General features: G+C 67.8%; 16 protein-coding genes and 1 pseudogene. 7 read left to right on the plus strand and 10 right to left on the minus strand.

The genetic code is table 11. The annotated features are described in order from the left end of the window. Positions 1–27: 27 nt before the first annotated feature. Complete coding sequence (locus ALI144C_RS09770) at positions 28–1,476, minus strand: phage portal protein (protein WP_237774074.1); 1,449 nt, start codon at positions 1,474–1,476, stop codon at positions 28–30. Between the two features lie 365 nt (positions 1,477–1,841). On the opposite strand from ALI144C_RS09770, the gene ALI144C_RS09775 reads away from it, so the two are divergent. From ALI144C_RS09775 to ALI144C_RS09785, 3 genes and pseudogenes are all read left to right on the plus strand, one after another. Then, entirely contained in the window at positions 1,842–3,038 is a 1,197-nt protein-coding gene (locus ALI144C_RS09775) for an amidase domain-containing protein (protein WP_143230546.1), read from the plus strand. 572 nt (positions 3,039–3,610) lie between these two features. Further along, on the plus strand, positions 3,611–3,820 hold the full coding sequence (locus ALI144C_RS09780; protein ID WP_076986719.1) for a hypothetical protein: 210 nt from the start codon (positions 3,611–3,613) through the stop codon (positions 3,818–3,820). A 123-nt stretch (positions 3,821–3,943) separates the two neighbouring features. Next, positions 3,944–5,264, plus strand: a pseudogene (locus tag ALI144C_RS09785) (IS701 family transposase). On the opposite strand, the gene ALI144C_RS09790 reads toward ALI144C_RS09785, so the two are convergent. Next, positions 5,253–6,155: an IS5 family transposase gene (locus ALI144C_RS09790; RefSeq protein ID WP_076986720.1), complete on the minus strand. Its 903-nt coding sequence runs from the start codon at positions 6,153–6,155 to the stop codon at positions 5,253–5,255. The pseudogene ALI144C_RS09785 and the gene ALI144C_RS09790 overlap by 12 nt on opposite strands. Positions 6,156–6,849: 694 nt before the next feature. Between ALI144C_RS09790 and ALI144C_RS58360 the strand changes: the two genes are divergently transcribed. Next, positions 6,850–6,984, plus strand: a complete 135-nt coding sequence (locus tag ALI144C_RS58360) for a hypothetical protein (RefSeq protein WP_269086663.1) — start codon at positions 6,850–6,852, stop codon at positions 6,982–6,984. Positions 6,985–7,005: 21 nt separating this feature from the next. Here the strand turns inward: ALI144C_RS58360 and ALI144C_RS09795 are convergent, their stop codons facing one another. The 4 genes from ALI144C_RS09795 to ALI144C_RS09810 all read right to left on the minus strand — a co-directional run bounded on the left by ALI144C_RS09795 (position 7,006) and on the right by ALI144C_RS09810 (position 13,874). Then, on the minus strand, positions 7,006–9,921 hold the full coding sequence (locus ALI144C_RS09795; RefSeq protein WP_076986721.1) for an ATP-binding protein: 2,916 nt from the start codon (positions 9,919–9,921) through the stop codon (positions 7,006–7,008). A gap of 62 nt (positions 9,922–9,983) precedes the next feature. Next, on the minus strand, positions 9,984–10,229 hold the full coding sequence (locus tag ALI144C_RS09800) for a hypothetical protein (RefSeq protein WP_076986722.1): 246 nt from the start codon (positions 10,227–10,229) through the stop codon (positions 9,984–9,986). A 37-nt stretch (positions 10,230–10,266) separates the two neighbouring features. Further along, entirely contained in the window at positions 10,267–13,254 is a 2,988-nt protein-coding gene (locus ALI144C_RS09805) for a type 2 lanthipeptide synthetase LanM family protein (RefSeq protein ID WP_202818905.1), read from the minus strand. Positions 13,255–13,376: 122 nt separating this feature from the next. After that, positions 13,377–13,874, minus strand: a complete 498-nt coding sequence (locus tag ALI144C_RS09810; RefSeq protein WP_076986847.1) for a DUF488 domain-containing protein — start codon at positions 13,872–13,874, stop codon at positions 13,377–13,379. 62 nt (positions 13,875–13,936) lie between these two features. Between ALI144C_RS09810 and ALI144C_RS09815 the strand changes: the two genes are divergently transcribed. From ALI144C_RS09815 to ALI144C_RS09825, 3 genes are all read left to right on the plus strand, one after another. After that, positions 13,937–14,914, plus strand: coding sequence for a helix-turn-helix transcriptional regulator (locus tag ALI144C_RS09815; protein WP_076986724.1), 978 nt, complete (start codon positions 13,937–13,939; stop codon positions 14,912–14,914). 199 nt (positions 14,915–15,113) lie between these two features. Beyond that, the gene (locus tag ALI144C_RS09820; RefSeq protein WP_237774075.1) at positions 15,114–15,692 is read left to right on the plus strand and encodes a DUF1062 domain-containing protein; all 579 of its coding nucleotides are present in this window, start codon (positions 15,114–15,116) and stop codon (positions 15,690–15,692) included. 129 nt (positions 15,693–15,821) lie between these two features. Further along, positions 15,822–16,607, plus strand: a complete 786-nt coding sequence (locus tag ALI144C_RS09825) for a BPL-N domain-containing protein (protein ID WP_076986725.1) — start codon at positions 15,822–15,824, stop codon at positions 16,605–16,607. A gap of 42 nt (positions 16,608–16,649) precedes the next feature. Here the strand turns inward: ALI144C_RS09825 and ALI144C_RS09830 are convergent, their stop codons facing one another. From ALI144C_RS09830 to ALI144C_RS09845, 4 genes are all read right to left on the minus strand, one after another. Further along, entirely contained in the window at positions 16,650–17,504 is an 855-nt protein-coding gene (locus ALI144C_RS09830) for a helix-turn-helix transcriptional regulator (protein ID WP_076986726.1), read from the minus strand. 125 nt (positions 17,505–17,629) lie between these two features. Further along, positions 17,630–18,433 carry an SDR family oxidoreductase gene (locus ALI144C_RS09835; protein ID WP_076986727.1) on the minus strand — a complete coding sequence of 268 codons (804 nt, stop codon included), beginning with the start codon at positions 18,431–18,433 and terminating at the stop codon, positions 17,630–17,632. A 211-nt stretch (positions 18,434–18,644) separates the two neighbouring features. Beyond that, positions 18,645–19,937, minus strand: a complete 1,293-nt coding sequence (locus ALI144C_RS09840) for an NAD(P)/FAD-dependent oxidoreductase (RefSeq protein WP_076986728.1) — start codon at positions 19,935–19,937, stop codon at positions 18,645–18,647. Continuing rightward, the gene (locus ALI144C_RS09845; RefSeq protein ID WP_076986729.1) at positions 19,937–21,382 is read right to left on the minus strand and encodes an NAD(P)/FAD-dependent oxidoreductase; all 1,446 of its coding nucleotides are present in this window, start codon (positions 21,380–21,382) and stop codon (positions 19,937–19,939) included. Before ALI144C_RS09845 ends, ALI144C_RS09840 begins: the two co-directional genes overlap by 1 nt. Positions 21,383–21,394 lie beyond the last annotated feature (12 nt).

Genomic DNA, 21,394 nt, shown 5'->3' on the forward strand with positions numbered 1-21,394 from the left:
GGTGCCGCCCGTGGCGCGAGCTGCGGCTCATCGTCTTCCGGGGCGTCGCCCGTGGTGGGGGGCGTCGGGCAGTGGGCGGGGTTTCGGGCCGTACTGCGCGGCGAGGTCACCGCCCGCGACGCGGGCGTAAGCCTGCTGGTCCTCGGCTTCCATGTCCTGGATCTGCGCGTCGGAGTAGCCCAACGCCCGCCGTGCGGAACGGCGCGGCAACAACCGGTCGGCGCTGTAGAGCTTGACCACCCCATCGGCCTGCGCGGCGAACGTCGGCGTGGCCGGGTCGGTCCACTGACACTCCACCCGCACCGCTTCCTCCGGCACCCGACCATCGCGCACATGCAGAATCCGTTGCGCCACTTGGTTCCACCCGTCGCCAAAGGAGCGTTGGCGGCGTTCCGCGCGTTTGATGTGCCGGGCCTCGGACGAGCGGATGCCGTCCGCGCTCGCGGGGTTTTCTGTGGCGTAGCCCAGGAAGTGCGGCGGCAGGCCGGAGATCGAGGCCACCAGACGAGCCAGCGCGTTGAGTGTGTTGTGGAAGTTGGACAGGTCCGCTTCCGGGAACTGCCCGACCGCGACACCATCCTCTTTGGGCGACTTCGACGACGCCCACAGCACACCCGCGACCGCTTCCCACGGCGTGAGCGGACGGCCTTGCGCGTCTACGAAGTCTTCCTTGTCGAACCCGAGCGCGTACCGTCGCGGCATCGCGTGAAACTCTGCGGAGATCATCATGTCGGTGGCGATCTTGGATGCCGCGTCCGACAACGGCAGCACACTCGCCAGCTCCGAACGCCCAAGTCGCGGGGGCGAGTTGCGGCGGCGCCGGGTCCGGGGCCGGTTGATCAACGGCACGACCGGGACCACGCCCATGCCGTGCCCGTCGCGGTCGTACTCCTCCCAGACCGCACCGCCATTGTCCGAGCTGTACCAGATCGTCTCGTCCGGGAGGTATAGCGTGGCCCAGGCTTCGGACAGGTCACCGTCGCCGTACTCGGCGTACTGGCGTTTCAACGCCGCCCGGACCTCCCGCGTGCGCGGGTCAATGTCCACGTGCACATCGAACGGGGACTCCACCGTCACGATCGGGAACGCGGGCCGTTTCTCGTTGGTGCCCACAATGGCGAACGACCGGCCCAGCACAAGCGCGTCGATGTGGGCCTGCTCGGAGTGCAGACCGAGCCGGTTCGCTTTCCAGATCTGCCATAGCTCCCGGTCGGCCGCCTGCTCCCCACCCAGCCGAAACCCCGTGACATCGAGCCGCTCGTCCAGCGAATCCACGACCAGCTCGGGCCAGTTGATCACGACTTGGCGGACGCGGTTGTCCAAGCGCCGCAACAGTTCCGGATGCATGTACGAGAGGGGTTGTTCGCCCTCGTAGTACGCGTCCAGCAGTTCCAGCTGGGCCAGCTGCGCGTTGTGCTGGCGGGTAATGCGGATGACCCACTGGTCGGGCGTGAGGTCCAACGGAGTCAGTGCCACGGGCGCTCACCTCCCGCCAGGCCACCGGGTGGTCGACTGGTGTTCCAGTCCTAAAGGGACTGAAACAGTCAGGCTTGGCAGACTCTTGTTCCGCCATCGTCTTGACGTATTCGACTCAACCTGTGACGGCCACGGCGAACGACCGGGATACCGCTCTCATCGACCGGCCCATCGCGCAGCTAACAAATGGAATAGAATCGCATGTCCAATTGGATGGACTAGTATCCAACTGGATCGACAAGGCGCATGCCGTTGCGATCATTCAATTCATCATCACCCCAATGGCGGATGCGTCGACTTGTCTTGCAACCCTACAGTCCAAGACGGTGTTTCATAACACCTATTAGGGGCGATTTATTAAAGGGGTGGAATTCTTGAATATGCGCACAGTGGCCGCCGTGGGCTTGGCCACTATTGTAGCTGTCACTACTGGCTCGCCGGTCGCGGCGAGCGATTCCAGGACTATCCAAGCTGACACGAAGGAAAATCTTCTCAGACAGGCCGAGAGATACCTCTCCGACAGAGCCGAGCGGGTCACCGAAAAGTATCACACAGTGCAGAACGGCTCACGAATCAACCTGACGTCGGTCTCGGCTACGGATGCCTTCTCGGCCAGGCTAGTGCAGGAATCATCGGAACTTGACGCACGCAGAGAACGCCTGCGCGGTTACGGAGGCGGCTTCTCCAGCGCCGATGTCCGCCTCGATGTTCAGTCCATCGAGATAGCCTCCGACACTGCTCATCTTCGGACGATAGAGCATGCGAAGCTCTTCTACAGCAAGGTGTCGCCTGGCGCTCCGACTCATTCGTCCTACTCTCTACAGCACAATCTCACCTTCGTGTTCAACCCGCAGACCGGCTGGTTGCTGTCGGGCGACCAAACGAACGTCCCCGCATCCGCCATCGGCCCCTTTACCCACGTAACAGAAGGCCAACGGACTCCGGCAAGCTCACCAGGCGTCACGCCCACACTTCCTGGCGACGCAGCGGTAATGTCGATCAAACCCGCGGAGGTTCGGTCGTCGGCGCCAGAGAAGAACACGGTAGACGGACCGCCCTACGACTACGCCAAGATGGCCGAATACGCACGCCGGTGGGCGAAACTCAGAAATCCAGCCTTTCCGCAATTCGGCAACGACTGCATGAACTTCGTATCTCAATCACTTCTTATCGGCGAATGGGATCAGGTAAGAGGAGACCCCAACAATGCGTCTTCGTGGTACGTCAACTCGACTTCAGACTACTCCCGCACGTGGTCAATTTCGCATGAATGGTACTTCTTTGCCCGAGTGCACTCGCAACGCACGACACCGCTGACCTACTTCGAGGATCTTCGGATCGCCGATGTTGTTCAAGTTGACTGGGACAACGCGAACGGCACACCCACTCCCGATGGGCATCTGGATCACACGATGATCGTCACGCAGTTCATACGCCCGGCACTCGACGGGATCTATCTGAGTTACCACACCAACGACACTCTCGATCGCCGACTGGACGACCTCCTGGCACAAGTACCGGCAGATCCGGGCCGAGCCAACTACTACGGCCATCGAACCTGATCGTCGTCAACTGTGAGTTGAAATGTGCGGCGCGCTCACGTGCAACTGCGAGCGCGCCGCACACATCCTCTCCTCGCCCAATACCAGATAAGTCGGTACCGTTGGTGAGCGTGACACATCCGATGAAGCTGCTAGCGATCTTGGTGTTGTGTCTTACGACCTCACTGACAACGTCAGCCTGTGCGATCACCTCAGCATCCAGGGATGTCGCCGAGCCTGCTCCGCCGCTGTCACGATCCGACGAGCCCGGTTCCGCTGCATGGTCACACGAGGTCCAACGCGTCGACAACAGCCAAGACGGTTCCCAGAAGTCGGCGAAACTACGAGCCTCGCTTCGAGACTTTGTCACCCGTGTCCGGCCAGACCTCCACGTCGACCAGGACGCAGCCAGCCTCACGCAGAACGGAACAAGCTCAGTGGTGACTGTGGCCGTCCTGGTCTCGGACAGCCAGAAGCGTTACGGCGTCCTCATCGCCATCCTCACAGACCCACCGATCACACGAACAGATGGCCAGTGCCCACCATGGTTGACCGGTCGCTGCTCCACCCATGACTTGCCCGCAGGACGTGCTGTGACTGTGGACAACAGCTCCCTATCTCCAGGACAGCGGCTGGTCACCGCAGAGCTCATCAGAAGCGACGGCTTTGCCCCCGCTACCGTCCGGGCGATCGACCGGCCATACAGCTCGACGGGCAAATTCTGGCACGGCGGCAACCCGCTGCCGACCGTGCCGCTGACCGTCGACCAGACAGTTGAATTGCTTGGCATGCTCGCTTCGTAACTGCCTAGTACTACAGCCGCATGGCGTGATCTTGCTTGATGACCTGGTGGGGACGTGAGACGGCCACCGTGATCAACTTCGAGGTGTGTTGGGACTCGAAGCGAAACGGTGGCCGCGTTGCCGATCTTAGACCTGGACGCGTGGCGGGCCGGGTTCGACGACCTGTTCGCCCGGTTCGCGGGCCGGTTCGTGCAGGTCCAGACCCGCAGGCGGGCACGGGCTTATGTGCTGGGCCTGCTGTCACGGACCGAACGCAAGAACGGATGGACCCTGGCCGAGCAGGCAGGCGATGCCACCCCGGACGGCATGCAACGCCTGCTCAACCACGCGGCGTGGGACGCGGACAAGGTCCGTGACGATCTGCGCGGATATGTGGTGGACCATCTCGGGCATGAGCAGGCGGTGCTGGTCGCTGACGAGACCGGGTTGCTGAAGAAGGGCGTCAAATCCGCCGGGGTGCAACGGCAGTACTCCGGCACCGCCGGGCGGATCGAGAACTGCCAGCTCGGAGTGTTTCTGGCCTACGCCTGCCCGCATGGACGGGCGCTGATCGACCGTGAGCTCTACCTGCCCCAGGACAGCTGGTGCGCTGACCGGGACCGATGCCGTGAGGCCGGGATCGGCGACGAGGTCGAGTTCGCGACCAAGCCGGAACTGGCCCGCCGCATGCTCGAACGGGCCATCGACGCCGAGGTGCCGTTCTCCTGGTTCACCGCCGACGAGGCCTACGGCCAGAACCCCGGCCTGCGGTCCTGGCTGGAGGAGACGAGCATCGCTTACGTCATGGCGATCCCCTGCAAGCAGGAACTGCTCACCGCCGCGGGCAAACGACGCGCCGACACACTGGCCAGGCTCGTGCCGGAGACGGCCTGGCAACGCCGCTCCTGTGGGGATGGCGCCAAGGGACCACGGTTGTATGACTGGGGGCTGGTCGAGGCCGGTGAACACCATCGTCTGCTGATCCGCCGGTCGCTCACCCCCGGCACCAAGAGCGTCCGTGAACTGGCCTACTTCCTCTGTCACACACCGAATCCGGCGCCGTTGGACGTGCTGGTGCGGGTGGCCGGGAGCCGGTGGGCGGTCGAGGAATGCTTCCAAGCGGCCAAGAACGAGGTCGGCATGGACCACTACCAGGTCCGCAAGTACCACGCCTGGTACCGACATATCACCCTCGCGATGCTCGCCCACGCCTTCCTCGCGGTCACCACGAAGACCCAAAAGGGGGCTCTGCATGTCCCGATGACGGCCTGATCCCGTTGAGCGTCAACGAGATCAGGCGCCTGCACGCCGCCCTAACCTTCACCCCGCATCCGCGTTCGCACACCGAGGCCTGGTCACACTGGCGACGACGCCACCAACACCGAGCCCGACAATGCCATTACCAGCGGAGACTCACAGATCACGGCCTGCGGCTGTAGTACTAGGCAGTGTCTCAAAGTCGTAGCCACTCGTTGATCGCCGCGACGGTCACGGTGGCCTCGTAGCGAACGGCGAGTTTGTCGTAGCGTGTGGCGACGGCCCGGTTTCGTTTGAGGCGGTTGATCCCGCACTCCACCGCGTGCCTCTGCTTGTAGACCTCCGGGTCGAACGCGGGTGGCCGACCACCCGCTCGGCCTTTGGCCTTGCGGTTGCGTTCCTGGTCGGCCTTCTGCGGAATCGTGCATCGAATGCCACGAGTGCGCAGGTAGGCCCGGTTGGCGCGCGAGCCATACGCCTTGTCGGCCAGCACCCGGCACGGCCGGGTACGAGGCCTGCCACCGCCCGTGCGAGCGACCCGGATCCGGCCCAGCACCACCTGAAACTGTGGCGAGTCTCCCCGCTGACCAGCAGTGACCACCAGCGCCAACGGTTTCTGTCCCTGCTCGGTGGCCAGATGCAGCTTGGTCGTCCATCCACCTCGGGACCGTCCGAGCCCGTGATCGGCTGGTTCCGCAGGACCGGCACCACCCGGCGGTTCGTTCTGAGCATCCCCATCTCTTCGCGCCCCGGCGGCGTGCTGATGCGCCCGGGCCACGGTCGAATCGACGCTCACATCCCAGGTGATCAACCCCTCGGCATCGGCACGAGCCTGTAACCGCGACAGCATCCGCGCCCAGACACCCGAACGTTGCCAACGCCGGAACAACCCGTACACCGCCTGCCACGAGCCATAAGCCGCGGGCACGTCCCGCCACGGCGCACCCACCCGAACCCGCCATCGAACACCGTCGATGAGTTGACGTTTCGTCCATTGTGGTGGGCGGCCAGGTTTCTTCCCGACCGGCACGAGGGGCTCCAGAATCGCCCACTGCGCGTCGGCCAAGTCTGCCCGCCCCGTCACCGCTACGCTGGTCACGAGGTCTCCGGTGTACTGGTCTTCTTGGTCGACGACCGATCTACCGGAGACCTCACCTATTCGATCAACGACACGCCGACACAACCACCACCCGTGATATCAGCTGGTCAGCACTTCGAAACACTGGCTAGGTCGACGGGCAGGAGGCGCCCGCGCCCTGAAACCCCGGGTCATGAAAAGTATGCGCCGGGAGCAACACGGCGCGAAGACCTCCTGCTCAGAGGTCTGCCACCCGGCGAGGGTCTGCCTTTCACCCCCCGGGTGATCCCGAGCGTGGCATGGGCTGCGGCGTGGCCACCAGCCCCGGAAAACATGAGATGCACGGGTCTGAAAAGACACAAGAGTCCCTCGCCGGGAGCAGACCTCCGGGCAGGAGGTTTCCTGGTGGTGTTTCTCCCCGCGCATAATTTTCATGCCCCGGGGTTGGAGGGCGCGGGCGTCCCCTGCCCGTCGACCTGCCCCAGGGAACCACGGACTATCAAGAGGATCGGTTTGGCTGTCGCTGGGGCTCTTTTGGAGGCCGACCTCTTGACAGCCCGTGGTTGGCTTCGCCCAGGCCGACGGGCAGGAGACACCCCCGAAGCACCACTCTGCGCTTGCGCGCAAGCCGCCTGCCCTGCGCTTGCGCGCGAACCGACCGTGGTTGCTCTGCGCTTGCGTGCGAGCCGCAAACCTCCACAGCCTCTCCCAGGCCATGGCCGAAGTGAACGTGGCCAGGATCTGGGCCGGAGTGCACTACCGCTTCGCATCCAAGGACGGCCATCGGCTCGGCTCCACCGTGACCCGCGACGTTCTCGACCAGGCCTTCGGTCCCACGGACGGCCACTGACCCCGAAGGACTCGACGACCGCTAGGCCTGGTCCACCGTGGCGGCGAGTTCGCCGAGCGCCTTCCGGTTGGGCAGGCCGGTTTTCGTGAGCAGGCTGGAGATGTGCCGTTCCACGGTCCGCGGTGACAGGTGCAGCTGGTCGGCGATTTCCCGGTTGCCCGGTCTGTCCACGAGCAGGCGCAGCACCTCGTACTCACGAACCGTCACGCCCGCCGCTCGCAACGCCGCCGGAATCTCCTCGGCGCCGCTGCGCCGCTGGGCGACTTTCGCCCCCGCGCCACGCATCAGCGCCCGGCAGGCACCGGCCACGGCGGGGATGTCGGCTTTGTGGAAGTACTCCTCAGCCATCCGCAGCCAGTCGACCGGGGTTCCCCATCCGTCGGCCAGCGCCGCCTCTCCCACGAGGCGCAACCCGAGGTGCCGCCCCATCGCGTACGGCTCACCCACCGCCAACGCCTCCGCGACGGCCTCGCCCGCTTCGGCGTGCCGTCCGGACCGACCGGCCAGCACGGCCCGGCCGAACGCCTGGAACTGCCGGTCCCACCGGAACCGGCTGGCCGGATCGTCGGTGATCTCCCGGTACGCGTCCCAGCCCGCTTCCCCCGCCAGGATCCGCAACAGCAACTGGACGCCGTACTTCCCGGCGTACGCGTAGATCGTGGGGTTCCTGGCCTCGTACGCCACCGCCGTGGACAGTTCGATCACCGCGCGTGGGCGGTCCTCCTCGAGCAACGCGCAGGTCGCCTTCGCCAAGCCGTGCACTCGCGGCGCGTGCTGGATCTGGTTGCCTCGTTCGTGGTCGAAGAAGTCGTCCAGTGCCCGGGCCAGTTCCTGTCCCTGGCCGCGGTGCCCGGCGAGCACCACCCGCATCAGGCGGACGTACCGTGCGGGATCCCACAGGCCCAGGCGGGTCGTCGCGCCCAGCACGTCGTCGATCAACGCCTCGGCGGCGTCGAATTCGCCACGCAGAACCAGCTGCAACGACATGCTGGCGTCGGCGTGGTACCTGGCGGTCACGGCACCGATCCGCGACGCCTTCTGCCTCGCCTGTCTCATCCGGTCGAGGCTGCCGTCGTTCATCGCGTCGTCGTTGCCGAGCCGGGCCAGTGCGTGGATCTCCCAGATCGGCAGGTCGTGCCGGACGGCGATCGCTCTGCTGCGTTCCAGGCAGGTGGAGGCCCTGGCCGGGTCACGCGGCCGCACCAGCGCGCCGAGCAGCTGCCAAGCCTGGCACGCCACGACGTGCAGGTTCGCCGGTTCCGCCGCGGTCGCCGCCCGCCGCGCCAACGTCTCGGCCTCCCGCAACTGCTCCGCGCCCGGCTGGTCCACCGCCAGGTACGCCTCGACGATGTCGATCGGCGCGGAATCGGCCGCGGTCGCGTCCGCACCGAGCAGCGCCCTGGCGGCGTCGACCTGGGCAAGACCGTCGGTGTAGCGCCCGGCGACGTGAGCGGCCCACGCCAGGCGGGTGCGCAGCCGGGCCCGTCGCTGCCGGTCCAGTCCGCCGCCGACCTCGTCCAAGGCGGTGACGGACGCGAGCGCCCGGTCGATCTGCCCCGCCTCGGCGAGCGCGTACAGCAGGGTCTCCAGCACGTCCGCCCGTAGAGCACCGCCGCCGTGCGCGAGCAACTCCCACGCGCGGTCGAGCAGTGCGACGGCCGAGTCGGCAGCGCCCTGGTTGAGGGCACGCCGCCCGGCTTCGAGGAACAGCCGCCCGGCCGCCATGACGTCACCGGCGTCCAGACGCAACGTCGCGCACGTCTGGCACCACTCACCCGGCAGCCCCGGATAGACGATCTCCACCGCGTCGGCGACCCGCGCCGACAGCCGTGAACGGCCCGCCGCGCCGAGCAGCTTCAGCAGCGCTTCCACGATCAACTGGTGTTGGAAGCCGTACCAGCCCGGCGCCTGGTCGTCGGCCACGATCAACTGCGCGGCGCGGTCGGTGTGCAGGTGGCTGAGCAGATCCCGGTACGACAGGCCGGTCACTTCCCGCATGAGCGCGAGCGGGAACCGTCGGCCCAGCACGGCCGCCGCCGACACCAGCTCGCGTGTGCGGGGGTCGAGCGACTCGACGCGCCGGGCCACGCTCCGCACGAACGTCTGCGGCGCCGTGGCTCGGGCGGTCGCCCGCAACCGCCACTGCCCCTCCTCGGCCACCAGCAGGCCGCCGTCCACCATCCCGCCGAGCACTTCCTCGACCAGGAACGGATTTCCGCCACTGCCCGCCCACAACACGTCGGCGGCGTCCAGCGGCACGTCCTCGTGCTCGACGCCGAGACAGGACGCGGCCAGCACGCGCACGTCGGACCGGTCGAGCCTGCCCAGCTCCACCATCATGGCGGCACCACGCCGAGCCGCGGACTGGGCGAGCGCCAGCGCCGGTCCGTCGTCGGCCCGGACGGTGCAGAGCAGCACGGCCGGTTGGCGGTCGATGTTGTCAGCCAGGTATTCGACCACGGCCAGTGTTTCCGGGTCGGCGTCGTGCATGTCCTCGATCGTCACCAGGCAGCCGTTGCCGCGACCGGCCAGCCCGATCAGCCGCAGCACCGCCTCGGCCAGGATGACCAGCGACCCGTCGTCGTCGCCCGCGACCGGCGGTCCCCAATCCGGGATCAGCCGACCCAGAACCGGCCGGTACGGGCCGAGTGCCGCCACGTCGACCGGGCTGTCCAGCCGGGTCAGCGACAGCAACGCCTCGGTCAGCGTCCGGAACGGGGCGGGCGGGCCCATCGCGCTGCCACGGCCGCGTAACAGCCGCATGTCGGCGGCGAAGCCGAGGTCGGCGGCCGTCGCGGCGAGGCGCGTCTTGCCGATACCGCCCTCACCGACGAGGAAGATCGCGGCGCCTTGCCCGTCGCGTGCCGACTCCAGCAGTTCGCGCAGGGTGCGCAGTTCGCCATCCCGGCCGACGACGGCAGACGACTTTTGCCCCACTGGCCCGACATTAGCTCAGCCGCTGACAACCGGTCCAACAACCGGTTGTCAGCAACCAGGTCTCAAAGGACCACGGGATCGCGGCGGCTGCAGACCGGCAAGGTCGGCGCGATGCCACCACCCGGCTGTTCCGCCGTCCCGGCCACGGCCAGGCCCGCGGTGACGACCAGTCCGGCGAGCGCCGCCGCGCGTAAACCGAACGGCGACGTCATGGGCAGGAGTTCGAATCGGTCGACCGTCCCGAGCGGTGACTGCCCGATACCTTCGGCGTTTCCGGGTTCGACCATTTCCTTGACGTTGTTCGACACTGCACTCTCCCCTTTCGAGGTATCGGAAAAACGGTTTTCATTTCTTTCCCGGCGTGGCTTCCAGCAACAGCACCGACGGCACCCGGTCGGGGAATCCGAGCCTGAGCAGCCCGTACCCGATCCCGGCCAACCCGGTGAGCAGCCCGGGGGTGGGCACGGCATTGGGTGTCCCGCACCAGGCCCCGTAGCGGTTCACCACGTCCAGCACCATCCCCGCGCGGCTGCGCAGAGCTGGTACCGCCGACGGCTGGCGTCCGGCCATCACGGTCAATGCCTCCGTGATGCCCAGTTCGCCGTGACACAAGCTGAGGTCACGCAGCACCGGGCGGTCGGCGAAGTGCCGCACGGCCCGTCCGAGCTCCGTGTCGTCCGCGACGAGTGTCCGCGCGGCCACGACACCGGCCAGGCCGGAACACCAGCCGTCGTGGTCCTGGTGTTTCGCCGCCGCCAGCAGATCCCGGCCCGTGCGGGCGTGGTGTGCGTCGGCGTCGCCGAACCTTGCCAGCGCCAAGCCGATCCCGGCACTGCCGTCGGCGAAGCCGTGCCCACCGACCGAATCGAGCAACCGGTCCGCACAGCTGACGGCCAGTCGTGCCGCTGACGGCATGCCCAGTTCCGCGTGCACGGCGGTCATCGCCGCCAAGCACCCGGCTGTCCCGTGTGCCCAGTCGGCGGCAGCCCAGCCCGCAGCGGCCACAATGTCCACTACGGACTCGACGACCGGTTCCAACTCAGTGTCCGGCAACAGGGTCGCCATCCGCGCCAGCGCGTAGGCGATGCCACCGAACCCGTGGTACGCGCCGGGGCCGACCGCCGCCACGAGCGCCGGTTGCGTCGCGAGCGCCTCCACCAGCGGCGCCACAGCCGAAACAGCACGGCACGCCACATCGCCGTAGTGCGCAACGCCGGTCAGGTTGGCCAGTTGCGCCAGGAACAACGCGATGCCGGTGTAGCCGTTGGCCAGGCCCGCACCCATGGGCAGCAACAACCACTGCCTGTCGTCGACGAGTTCCAGGCCGAGCCAGTTGACACGGTCGCCCGCGACCGCGCTTCGGGCGACGATCTGGTCGGCGACACCGCAGGCCGCCGCGAGCAGACGCTCCGGCTGCGCCGCGACGACCTCGACCGGACCGGGCAACGGCACAGTGCTGACGTGCCCGTCGTACGGCCGTCTGGTGGCCAGGGTGGCCGAGACGATCCACTCCTGGTCGCGCCGGTCGGCCTCGTCGTGGCCGTCGATCCTGGCGCGGACCTGGTCGAGCACGGTGTGGCCGAGGACGTCCGGCACGCGTCGGCCGTCGGAGTCCCACAGGTCACGCCGATCCGGGCGGCCGGTGAACAGCGGCATGTCCCCCGCCCACAGGTCCACGACCTCGTACCGTGACAGTGTTCGGCGCAGCGGGTACCCGGCCGACTGTGTCCACAGCAGATCGAACAGGCGGTCGCGGTCGAGTGCGTCCCGCAACAGGTCGGGGTGGGTGGACGCGGCGAGCAGGTTCGCGTAGCCCTGCGTGGGACGCACGAGGACGCGGACCTCCATGCCCGCGCTGTCCTCAACGAGGCCAGCGAATTCCTCGCGGTGCAGCATCACCGCGTCGTAGCCGAGCCGGAAGCCTTGGATCAGCGACGTTTCGTGGTCACAGGGATCGAGGTCGCGGTCATCGAACCGGGGCCGGTTGGCCGCGCCGGTGAACTGCCACGGCCGCCGGACCAGGCGCATGCGGTCGGTGGCTGGGAACTCCCACACCGCCCCGCTGCTCGGCGAGACCGTTCCCTGGTCGCCGCCGAGTCCGGACATGTCGGCCGCGCCGTGTTCGCCGACCACGACCATGGGGAGCAAGGCAGTGCGGTACACCGAGGTGGCCAGCGCCTGTGCCGCCGGATCAGGTGCTTGGTCCTCGGGTCCCGGGAGCACGGGCTGCAACAGTGTTTCGGTGTCCACCAGGACAGGTTGGTCACCGCACGCGATCAGGTTCTCGCAGTGGATGTCCGATGAGGACGTCGCGTGCAGCAGCGCGAGCAGTGCGCCTTGGCGGAGATAGAACACGTCCGCATCGGCGGGATTCGCCAGCGGGCGTGCGGTCACGAACTCGACCCAGCCGTAGCCCGGTTTGGCCACGACGGCCGCGGTCCGCAGGCCGAGCTGGGGCACTGCGCGGTTGAGCAACCCGACCGCCGCGTTGAACCACACGTGTGTCCGCAGGTCACGGGGCTTGTAGACGACTCGCGCGCCATCGGCGAACGACAGGAACGCCACCGAACGGCCGCCCTGGTGCATGTCGCCGCAGCCGCTCTCGATCGTCACCAGTGGACCGGGGTCGACGCCGTGCAGCAGCCGTTCGACGACCTCGTCGCGGTCGGCGGCGAACCGGCCGAGCAGTTCGATCCGCGCGTCGGCGGCGAACCGGCTCGTCTGGCCGAGCAGCCTGGCGAGCACGGGGTACTTGCCGAGCAGGGCGGCGAGACCGGCCGGGCCGGATGTCCGCCGGACGAAGTCGGCGAATCGCGCGTTGCCGTCGTCACCGGCCAGGTGTCCACGGGATTCATGCATTTCCTGAACCAAAGTCCGGGCGGCCAGCCGGGCCAGTCCGTTTCCCAGTTCGACAGCGAACTGTCCGGCCATGGCAACGAGATCGGCCGAATCCTGACGCGCGGCGACGACGACACGGTCGGTGGCCTCGGTGACGAACGGACGGAGAACGGCTGCGAACGCCTCCTGCCAGTCCTGGTATGCCACGGAGTCCCGCGGCAGCGGCTCGGCCGCGCACACGGCCCGCTCGGCGACGCCCGCCCAGTCCGGTCGCGCGATCCTGGCGGCGACGTCCGCCGGGGATTCGGCGACCAGACCGGCGGCATCCCCCTCGCCGAAGCCGAGTTCTGCCAGCCGGACGCCGAACCAGCCGGGTGGCTCACCGCTGTCCGGATCGGACGGCGCCGACCGCGGCGGGACGCGTTCGTGCAAGGCCACGCCACGGCTCCACCAGGTCGCGCCCAACCTGGCGGCAGCAGTCGGATTCGTGGTCACGGCGGACAATCTGCCAGCCGGATCCCCGATGGTCATGGGTAGTTTCCACTCACGTTCGCGGACATGCCACGTACGTCTGGCGGCGCCGTCCACCCAACAACCACTTCCGGCGGTTGCCTGGGTCAGCCTGGCCGGAGATCCGTGACAGGCAAGCCATGCGCGCTGCGCACACGCGCGGCTACAAGTGAGCGGTGGCATGCCTCCGGGTCGCGTTCGACGCAGAGGAGCACTGTCACCGAGTCACTCGGAAGTCCAGCCACGAGCGCACCGAGATCGAACGGGTCGAGGACCTCCCGGGTGTAGCCCTTGACGTACTCAGGCGCCAGCGCCACGCGGTTGCGCTTGCCCACGCCCTGACGATCGTCCTCGTGGTACTGGAGCAGGCGCAGTTCAGTCGTCGGCGCCAACTCCTTCACGTGCCGGTAGCCGATGTCCGCCGCGGCGAGCATTCGCTGGAGCCGTGCCGAGTTCGCCCAGGAGTACTCGGGTCCCCGCACGCCCCGGCGCTGCCGGAGGTCGAGCAGCAGCCCCACGCCCGCGCCGGTGAGCGCGTCGACGAACGTCCCGGCTGTGCAGCCGTAGACGCCGATCGTCGCGATCCGCCTTGGTCCGCCTGTCATGGTGATCAGCTTCGCACCCAATCACGACGTCCTGTGTCGTGTATTCCCGTAGAGTTTTTCGCGTGCGTGCCGACCGGCTGGTGTCACTGGTGCTGTTGCTGCGCCAGCACGGCCGGATGTCGGCGACCGCGCTGGCCCGCGAACTGGAGGTGTCCACCCGGACTGTGCTGCGCGACATCGAGGCGTTGTCGGCAGCGGGCGTCCCGGTGTACGCCGAACGTGGCAGGCACGGCGGTTTCGCGCTGCTGCCCGGTTTCCAGACCGAGTTGACCGGCCTGAACCACGACGAGGCGTTGGCCCTGCTTGTCGCCGGATCACGCCGCGGTGGGCAGGCGTTCGGCCTCGGTTCCGCGCTCGCCTCGGCCATGCGCAAGGTGGTGGACGCGCTGCCCGAGACCTACCGGGCCACCGCGGCTGGCGCGGCCCAGCGGCTGCTCATCGAGCCGGAGACCGATCTGCTTTCGCGCCGCCTGGTCGCCGAGGAGGTGTCCGACACCGTGGTGGCCGAGGTCCGGCGCGCGGTCTTCGCCGGGCACAAGCTGCGCATCCACTACGCGGCGGCGAACCAGGCCCCGAAGTGGCGCACGGTGGACCCGATCGGCCTGGTGACCGTGCGCGGCCAGGGGTACTTGCTGGCCACGAGGTCAGGCGCGGACCGCACCTACCGGCTGTCGCGGGTGCTGGCCGCCGAGGAACTCGCCGAGCCCGCGCAGCGACCGGACCGCGTCGATCTCGACCGGGCATGGCAGGAGCGCAGCACGCGGTTCCGGACCGGCGGTGACCAGGTCGCCGCGCGGGTCCGGGTGCACCCCGCGCGGCGGGAGGACCTGGTGGGGACCGCGCTGGCTGTCCGCTCCGAGGAGACCGACCCGGACGGCTGGCTGCGGCTGGAGGTGACCTTCCAGGACCCGCGGCACGCCGAATGGGCGCTGTGGCAGCTCGCCATGAGCGCGGAAGCCCTTACCCCGCAATGGTTGCGTGCGTCCTTGCGTGACCGGGCCGCCGCGCTCGCCGCCTCCTACGAATCGGCACCGTCCTAAAACCTGTTGCCCGCTCGCCGCGGGGTTGACCATTGTGGCGGGCATGGGTCTGTGAACCTGGGCGCACGTACGGAACGAAGGCGGCGAGTCGCTCCCGCCTGGCTTTGACGTGCTCCCCGACGCCCGCACGTGATCAGTGCGGTCCCTTCCACAGACCCTGGGGTTCACCAAAGCCATGCATGACTTCCGTGGTACCCGCATGCCCGCTGACAGCGCCGACCGGAAGTCGCTGTGGGTGGTGAGCGAACTCGGATTGCCCGCCATCGTCAAAGCGTGCGTGTCGTGCCGGTCCACGCGACACCGCCCGTCCGGGAAGTTCCGGGTGAACGCCAACGGCAAGCTCCTCGACGTCTGGCTGCTGATCGGCTGCGAGCTGTGCGGCCGGACGTCGAAGATCCCCGTCCACGAACGCGTCCACGTGACAGCGCTGGACCACGACCGGTTGGTGATGTTCGAGACCAACGACCCGGCCATGGTGCGAACTCTGGCCATGGACGCGGCGCTGGCGGGCAGGGCCGGTCACCGGCTCGACTGGACCGGGACATGGCGGCTGGACACCGACATGCCGTTCTACGACCTCCAGAGCGAGGACACCGCGTCGCTGGAGGTCCTCGTCCGGTTCGAACTCCCGGTGCCCGTGCGGGTCGAGAAGCTGCTCAGAACGGGGTTCGGCCTGAGCCGAACCGCCGTGCGGGAGCTGGTCGGCTCGGGGCGCGTCCGGCTGCCCGTGGCCGTCGACGCCAAGGTCCGCGCTGATTTCACGCTGTTCGTCGAATGATTCACCGTTGCGCATAAATGATTACTTCGCCCTTTTATCCCCTCGCATTTACCCGTTAATCCCTCGGCATACAGAAAAGCCGGTAAAGTCGGACCCGAGTCGGATTTCCACAATCGAGGAGAACACACCATGCCTGTTGTGCGTCGGCGCCGACTGCTTTTCGGCGTTCTCCCGGTCGCCGCCATCCTGCTGGCCACCGCCTGCGCCACGCCGGACGCACAAGCGCACAGCCCCCAACCGGAAACCGCTGAGCGGAACGCCAGACCACCCCTCGCGTTGGTCTACAACGGACCGCAGGGTTGCACCGCGTGCGCGCCGTCGGTGGCAGCCCTGCTACGTCGTGCGCCCCAGCCGTACCGAGTGGAAATGCTGACCAGCCCGCCGACCGCCGAGAAACTGGCGGAGGCGAAGGTGTACGTCCAGCCCGGCGGCGGTGCCGACCTCGACAGGACCTGGCGGGACCTGAGCGGCGCCGCCGAGGTGGTCCGCACCTGGGTCAGGGACGGCGGCAGCTACCTCGGGCTGTGCTTCGGCGCATACCTGGCAGGCCGGAATCCGGGCTTCGACCTGCTGCCCGGCGACACGAACGGGTACATCGACTCCCCCGGCGCCACGGTGCCCGACGGCCGGGACACTGTGATCCCCGTGACCTGGCGCGGCAAGCCGAGGCACATGTACTTCCAGGACGGACCGGCTTTCTTCCTGCGCGACGGCCACAACGCCACCGTCCTGGCGACCTACGACAACGGACTGCCCGCCGTGGTCGTCGCCCCGTACGGCAAGGGCCGGGTGGGAGTGAGCGGCCCCCACCCCGAAGCCGACGAATCCTGGTACGAGGAAAAGGACCTGACCAATCCCGACGGGGTCCGCTTCGACATGGCCTACGAGCTGATCGAGGAGACCACCAGGCGGTGAGCCGCGCGGTCAGACGTGGAAGACGACCCCGCGTCCCGCGTTCTACCCGGCCTCCCACGACGCCAGCAGGGCCAGACCGTCCGCGGTCGCCGTGCCGTCGGCCGCGGTGTAGACGACCAGGAGCAGGCCGGGGTCGGCAGGCAGCTCCATCGACTCGACGTCCAGGTCGAGCTGGCCCACCACCGGATGGCGCAGCCGCTTGCGTCCGGACCGGTGGAGCCGAACGTCCTGAGATGCCCACCGCTGCCGAAACAGTTCACTGCGTGTCGACAGTTCACCGACGAGGGCGATCAGCTCCTCGTCGTGCGGATGGCGACCGGCTTCCATGCGGAGCTTCGCGGCCACGTCGCAGGCGATTCGGTCATAGTCGACGAAGAACGTCCTCGCCGCCTCGGGATCCAGGTACACGAACCGCGCGGTGTTCGCCGGGCGTCGCGTGTCGGCCAGCACCGGTGAATACAGCGCACGGGCAAGGTGATTCATGGCCAGCACGTCATAACGGCCGTTGCAGATCCAGGCCGGTGCATTGGTGATGGCGTCGAGCACCTGCTGAAGCGCCGGACGCACCGTCGCGGCGGGTCGCCTGCGGCGTGGACCGCTGGGCGCCCTGGACTGCCGCGCCAGGTGGAACAGGTGATCGCGCTCGGCCTCGTCGAGTTGCAAGGCAGAGGCCAACGCGTCGAGCACCCCGTCGGAGGCGCCGGCGAGGCTGCCGCGCTCCATACGCACGTAGTAGTCGACCGATACCCCCGCCAGGAGAGCTACCTCTGCGCGACGCAGACCTTTGACCCGGCGGTTGCCGCCGTAAGCGGGCAGTCCCGCCCGCTCGGGCGCGATTCGCGCGCGACGCGAGCTCAGGAACTCCTTGATCTCAGTGCGCAGGTCGGTCATGGCCACCCCTTCACCATAGGCCCTGTCCGCAGGCGAAGGGAGGTCCTGCTGGTACCCCCAACGGCCACGCACCCCCCTCACACGCGGCAGCGCCCAGCGTCGTGGCAGGAAACGCCTGGCGGTCGTGACCACTAGGTCCCTGATGCGGTCGTGGCGATGCCACCGTCGACCGGGATGATGGTGCCCGTGAGGTAGGACCCGGCCCGGCTGGCGAGGAACACGGCGGTACCTGCCATGTCGTCGTCGCGGCCGAGCCGACGCAGCGGGGCCTTCGCCGCGATCTTGTCGCCGACGGCATCGAGCGTGGATGCCATCATCTGCGACGGGAACGGTCCTGGGGCCACGGCGTTCACGGTGACGTGCTGTGGGCCCAGTTCCCTGGCGAGCACTCGGGTGAGTTGATGGAGTGCCGCTTTGCTGCTGGCGTACGAGTAGTTGGGCGACTCGGCGACGTGGATGGCGGCGATACTGCCGATGTTGATGATCCTTGCGGGATCGTCGGCGGTGCCCGCACTGCGAAGTGCGGGGAGCAGCGCCTGCACCAACCAGAACGGCGACTTGAGGTTGAGGTCGACCACCGCGTCCCATGCCTCGGCCGGAAACGTCTCCAGCGGCTCGCGCCACATCGCTCCCGCGTTGTTGACGAGGATGTCCAAGCGTTCCGAGTGGACCTTGACAAGCTCAGCGAGGCGCTGGCACTCGTCGTACCTGGACAGGTCGGCAGGGATTGCTTGAACGTCACCGAATTCGGACAGTAGACGCTGTGCTTCCGCGCACGTGTCTGCATTGCGTGAGCTGATGACGACGCGGGCACCCGCCCGCAGAAGGCCGCGCGCGATCATCATCCCGATACCCTTGGTGCCGCCAGTGACAAGTGCGTACTTCCCACTCAGGTCGAAAAGGCCTGGATGAGTGGTGAAGTGGTTGTCCGCCATTGGTCTTCGTCCATTCTGCCGTGAGAGCCAACTCGATCAGGTTGACAGGCGTCCTGGACATCTGGGAGACCCTGCTGATACAGGTACTGTCAGAGCCCCTTGCGAATTGACGCGCGCCGCATGGACACGAGCTCCGTCGGGGACGTTCGAGGGCAGTTCCGGCGGGTTGTCGTTCATGTGCTTGAACGCTGACGTCCGTCCGGGGCACATGTCAGGCCTGCGGGAACATCCCGGCCTTGATCAGTGCGTCCGTGCCGCCAGGGGCTTCGGCGGGGTTGCGGTACAACTCGGTGGCGGCGGTCGCCTCCAGCAGTGCGGGCCACTCCACCGGTGCGGCCCAGTTGGACTCGTAACCGGTGGCCATCAGGTGTGTGACGGCAGCCGCCACGGTTTCCGCGCGGCTCAAGGGTGCCGCCGGTGTCCTGGTGGGCCGCAACAGGTCCAGGTCGGCGGCGGTTTCCTCGCCCAGCAGAAGTGCGGCCATCTCGTTGGCCAGCAACGGGACCAGCGTCAGGCTGTCCTGGTGTGGCCCGGTCATCACCCACACGCCGTCCTCATCGGTTTCCCCGAGAAGTGGAAGGCCGTCGAGACTGACCGGACGGTTGTCGAGCTGGATCTCGCGCACGCCGCTCTCCCCCACGCCCCGGCGGATCTGACGAGCGGCGCAGTTGAGCAGGTGGAGCACGTCGCCGACGGGTGCTGCGGTACGGGGCGAAGGCGAGAAAACCTCCATCGCGCCCACCTGCAGTTGGCCGTTCCCGTGCGGGATCACGCACGCGCCCGACGCGAAGGCACGGTTGGGCGTGCGAATCACACTGCGCGGCAACGTTCCGTCATCCGTGTCGACCAATGCGGACACCGCGCACGCGTTGACCAGCCCCGGCGGTTGGGTGAGGACCACGTTGCCCGCGCTCATCGACGTGCCGGATTCCAGTTCGACACCACGACCGGCCCGCACAACCGCTTCGGGGACCAGCACGCCACCGGCGGCCAGGAAAGCCTGCTCCAGACGCAGCAGCAACAAGTGGGCGTTCACCGCGTGCTCCTGCGGCAGGAACATCGCCCGCATCGGTCGCGCGGTCGGCTCCGGGTCGAGCCAGTCGACGTCCTCGGGGTCCAGGTCCTCGAACGGCTCGTCATACGACTCGAGTGCCGTTCTGATGGCGTGGTAGTTCGCGGTGTCGACGTCAGGCAGGCCGACGGTGTTCAGCACCACGACTGTGCCGTGCGCCGTCATCAGCTCTGTGCCGTCCGACAACGACGCCAGCCATTCCGGCCACAGTTTGCTCGCCCGGTGGGTCCAGTCGAGTTTGGTCCGGCCGTGCGGACTTTTCAGCACTGCGGAAGTGACATCCCCGAAGGCGCCGAGAACAGCCGCCGCGCCAGGAGACTGCGGACGGCCGACCACAGCCACCCGTACTCCGCGCCGGGCCAGCACCAGTCCGAGCGACAGACCCGCCGACCCCGCCCCGGCAACGATCACGTCCATGGTTGTTCCCTTCATCAGACGGCAACGGCGGTTTTGCTGGCCGCGTAGTAGTCACGCAGCGACTGGGCGATGGACAGGTGGATCCGTGACGAGGCAAGAAGTTCCGGCGGCGGCGTGAAGACCGGGTCGAACTCGTCCGCGATCCGCGTGTAGGCGAGGCGCAGGTAGTGCTCGATGGTCAACGGCAGGTCGACGGGCAGGCGCCAGTTGGTCTCGTAGCCGGTGGCCATCATGTGGGTGACGGTGTCGTTCACGATCTCCGCCCGGCTCAACGGCTGGATCGGGGGCCGCACCGGCCGGAACAGTTCCAGGTCTATTGTGGATTCCTCACCGAGGATCACGGCGGCCATCTCCCTGGCCAGCAACGGGGTGAGCGTGAGGCCGTCGCGGTAGGTGCCGGTCATCATCCACAGGCCGGGCAGGCCGGTCTCCCCCAGCAACGGCATGCCGTCGAGCGCGACCGGCCGGTTGCCGACCTGGATCCGGTGCAGGTCGCTCCTGCCCAGGTTGCGGCGAACCTGGCGGACCCCGCAGTCGAGCAGAAAAAGCACGTCGGAAACCAACGCGGTCCGCCGCGGCTGCGGCGAGATGACGTTCGTGGCTCCGACGTAGACCTGGCTGCTGCCCCGCGGCACGACGTGCAGTCCACAGGCGAACGCACGGTTGGGAGTGCGAATGACACTGCGCGGCGCGGTCTGGTCGATCGTGTCGACGAGGGCGGAGACGCCATATCCGCTGACCAGGCGCGGGATGACAGCGGCCTGATCCGGGACGGTGTCGAGAACAGCCTGCGTCGCGGAGCCCGCGGCGAGCACGACATGTCCGGCGCTCAACACCGTGCCGGACTCGAGCGTCACGCCGCCGGTGCGGTCGCCAACGCGATCGACACGCACCGCCTGTTCGGGGATCACCACACCACCGGCGGCGAGAAAAGCTTGCTCCAGTCGGACAAGCAACGAGTGCGCGTTCACCGCGTGCTCGTGTGGCAGGAACATCGCCTGAAGGGGCCGCGCTGTCGGCTCCGGGTCGAGCCAGTCGACGTCCTCGGCGTCGACGTCCTCGAACCGCTCGCCGTACTCGCTCAGCGCCCGGCGGATGGCGCGGTAGTTCTCCGTGTCGATCTCCGGGAGGCCCACGGTGTTGAGCATGACGATCGTGCCGTCGGCGGTCAGCAGATCCGTGCCGTCCGAGTCCGGCGACAGCGACGCCAGCCACTCCGGCCAGAGCTTGCTCGCCTGGTACGCCCAGTCGAGCTTGGTCCGGCCGTGGGAGCTTTTCAGCAGCGTGGTCGTGACCTCGCCGAACGTCCCGATCATGGCCCCGGCGGCCGACGACGCCGCCCCGGGCCGGTGCGGACGGCCCAACACGGCCACTCGCACCCCGCGCCGAGCCAGTACGAGCCCGAGCGACAGCCCTAGTGAGCCGTTCCCGACCACCACCACATCGTGCGCTTGACTCATGGTGTTTCTCCG

It is taken from the genome of Actinosynnema sp. ALI-1.44 (assembly GCF_001984155.1).
In the GTDB taxonomy this organism is placed as follows: Bacteria; Actinomycetota; Actinomycetes; order Mycobacteriales; family Pseudonocardiaceae; genus Kibdelosporangium.

Bases quoted from the DNA above. Each gene is read 5' to 3' on its own strand.
- ALI144C_RS09825 (WP_076986725.1), top strand. From the start codon at position 15,822: ATGCCTGTTGTGCGTCGGCGCCGACTGCTTTTCGGCGTTCTCCCGGTC.
- ALI144C_RS09835 (WP_076986727.1), bottom strand. From the start codon at position 18,433: ATGGCGGACAACCACTTCACCACTCATCCAGGCCTTTTCGACCTGAGT.
- ALI144C_RS09810 (WP_076986847.1), bottom strand. From the start codon at position 13,874: ATGACAGGCGGACCAAGGCGGATCGCGACGATCGGCGTCTACGGCTGC.
- ALI144C_RS58360 (WP_269086663.1), top strand. From the start codon at position 6,850: ATGGCCGAAGTGAACGTGGCCAGGATCTGGGCCGGAGTGCACTACCGC.
- ALI144C_RS09820 (WP_237774075.1), top strand. From the start codon at position 15,114: ATGCCCGCTGACAGCGCCGACCGGAAGTCGCTGTGGGTGGTGAGCGAA.
- ALI144C_RS09840 (WP_076986728.1), bottom strand. From the start codon at position 19,937: ATGAAGGGAACAACCATGGACGTGATCGTTGCCGGGGCGGGGTCGGCG.
- ALI144C_RS09845 (WP_076986729.1), bottom strand. From the start codon at position 21,382: ATGAGTCAAGCGCACGATGTGGTGGTGGTCGGGAACGGCTCACTAGGG.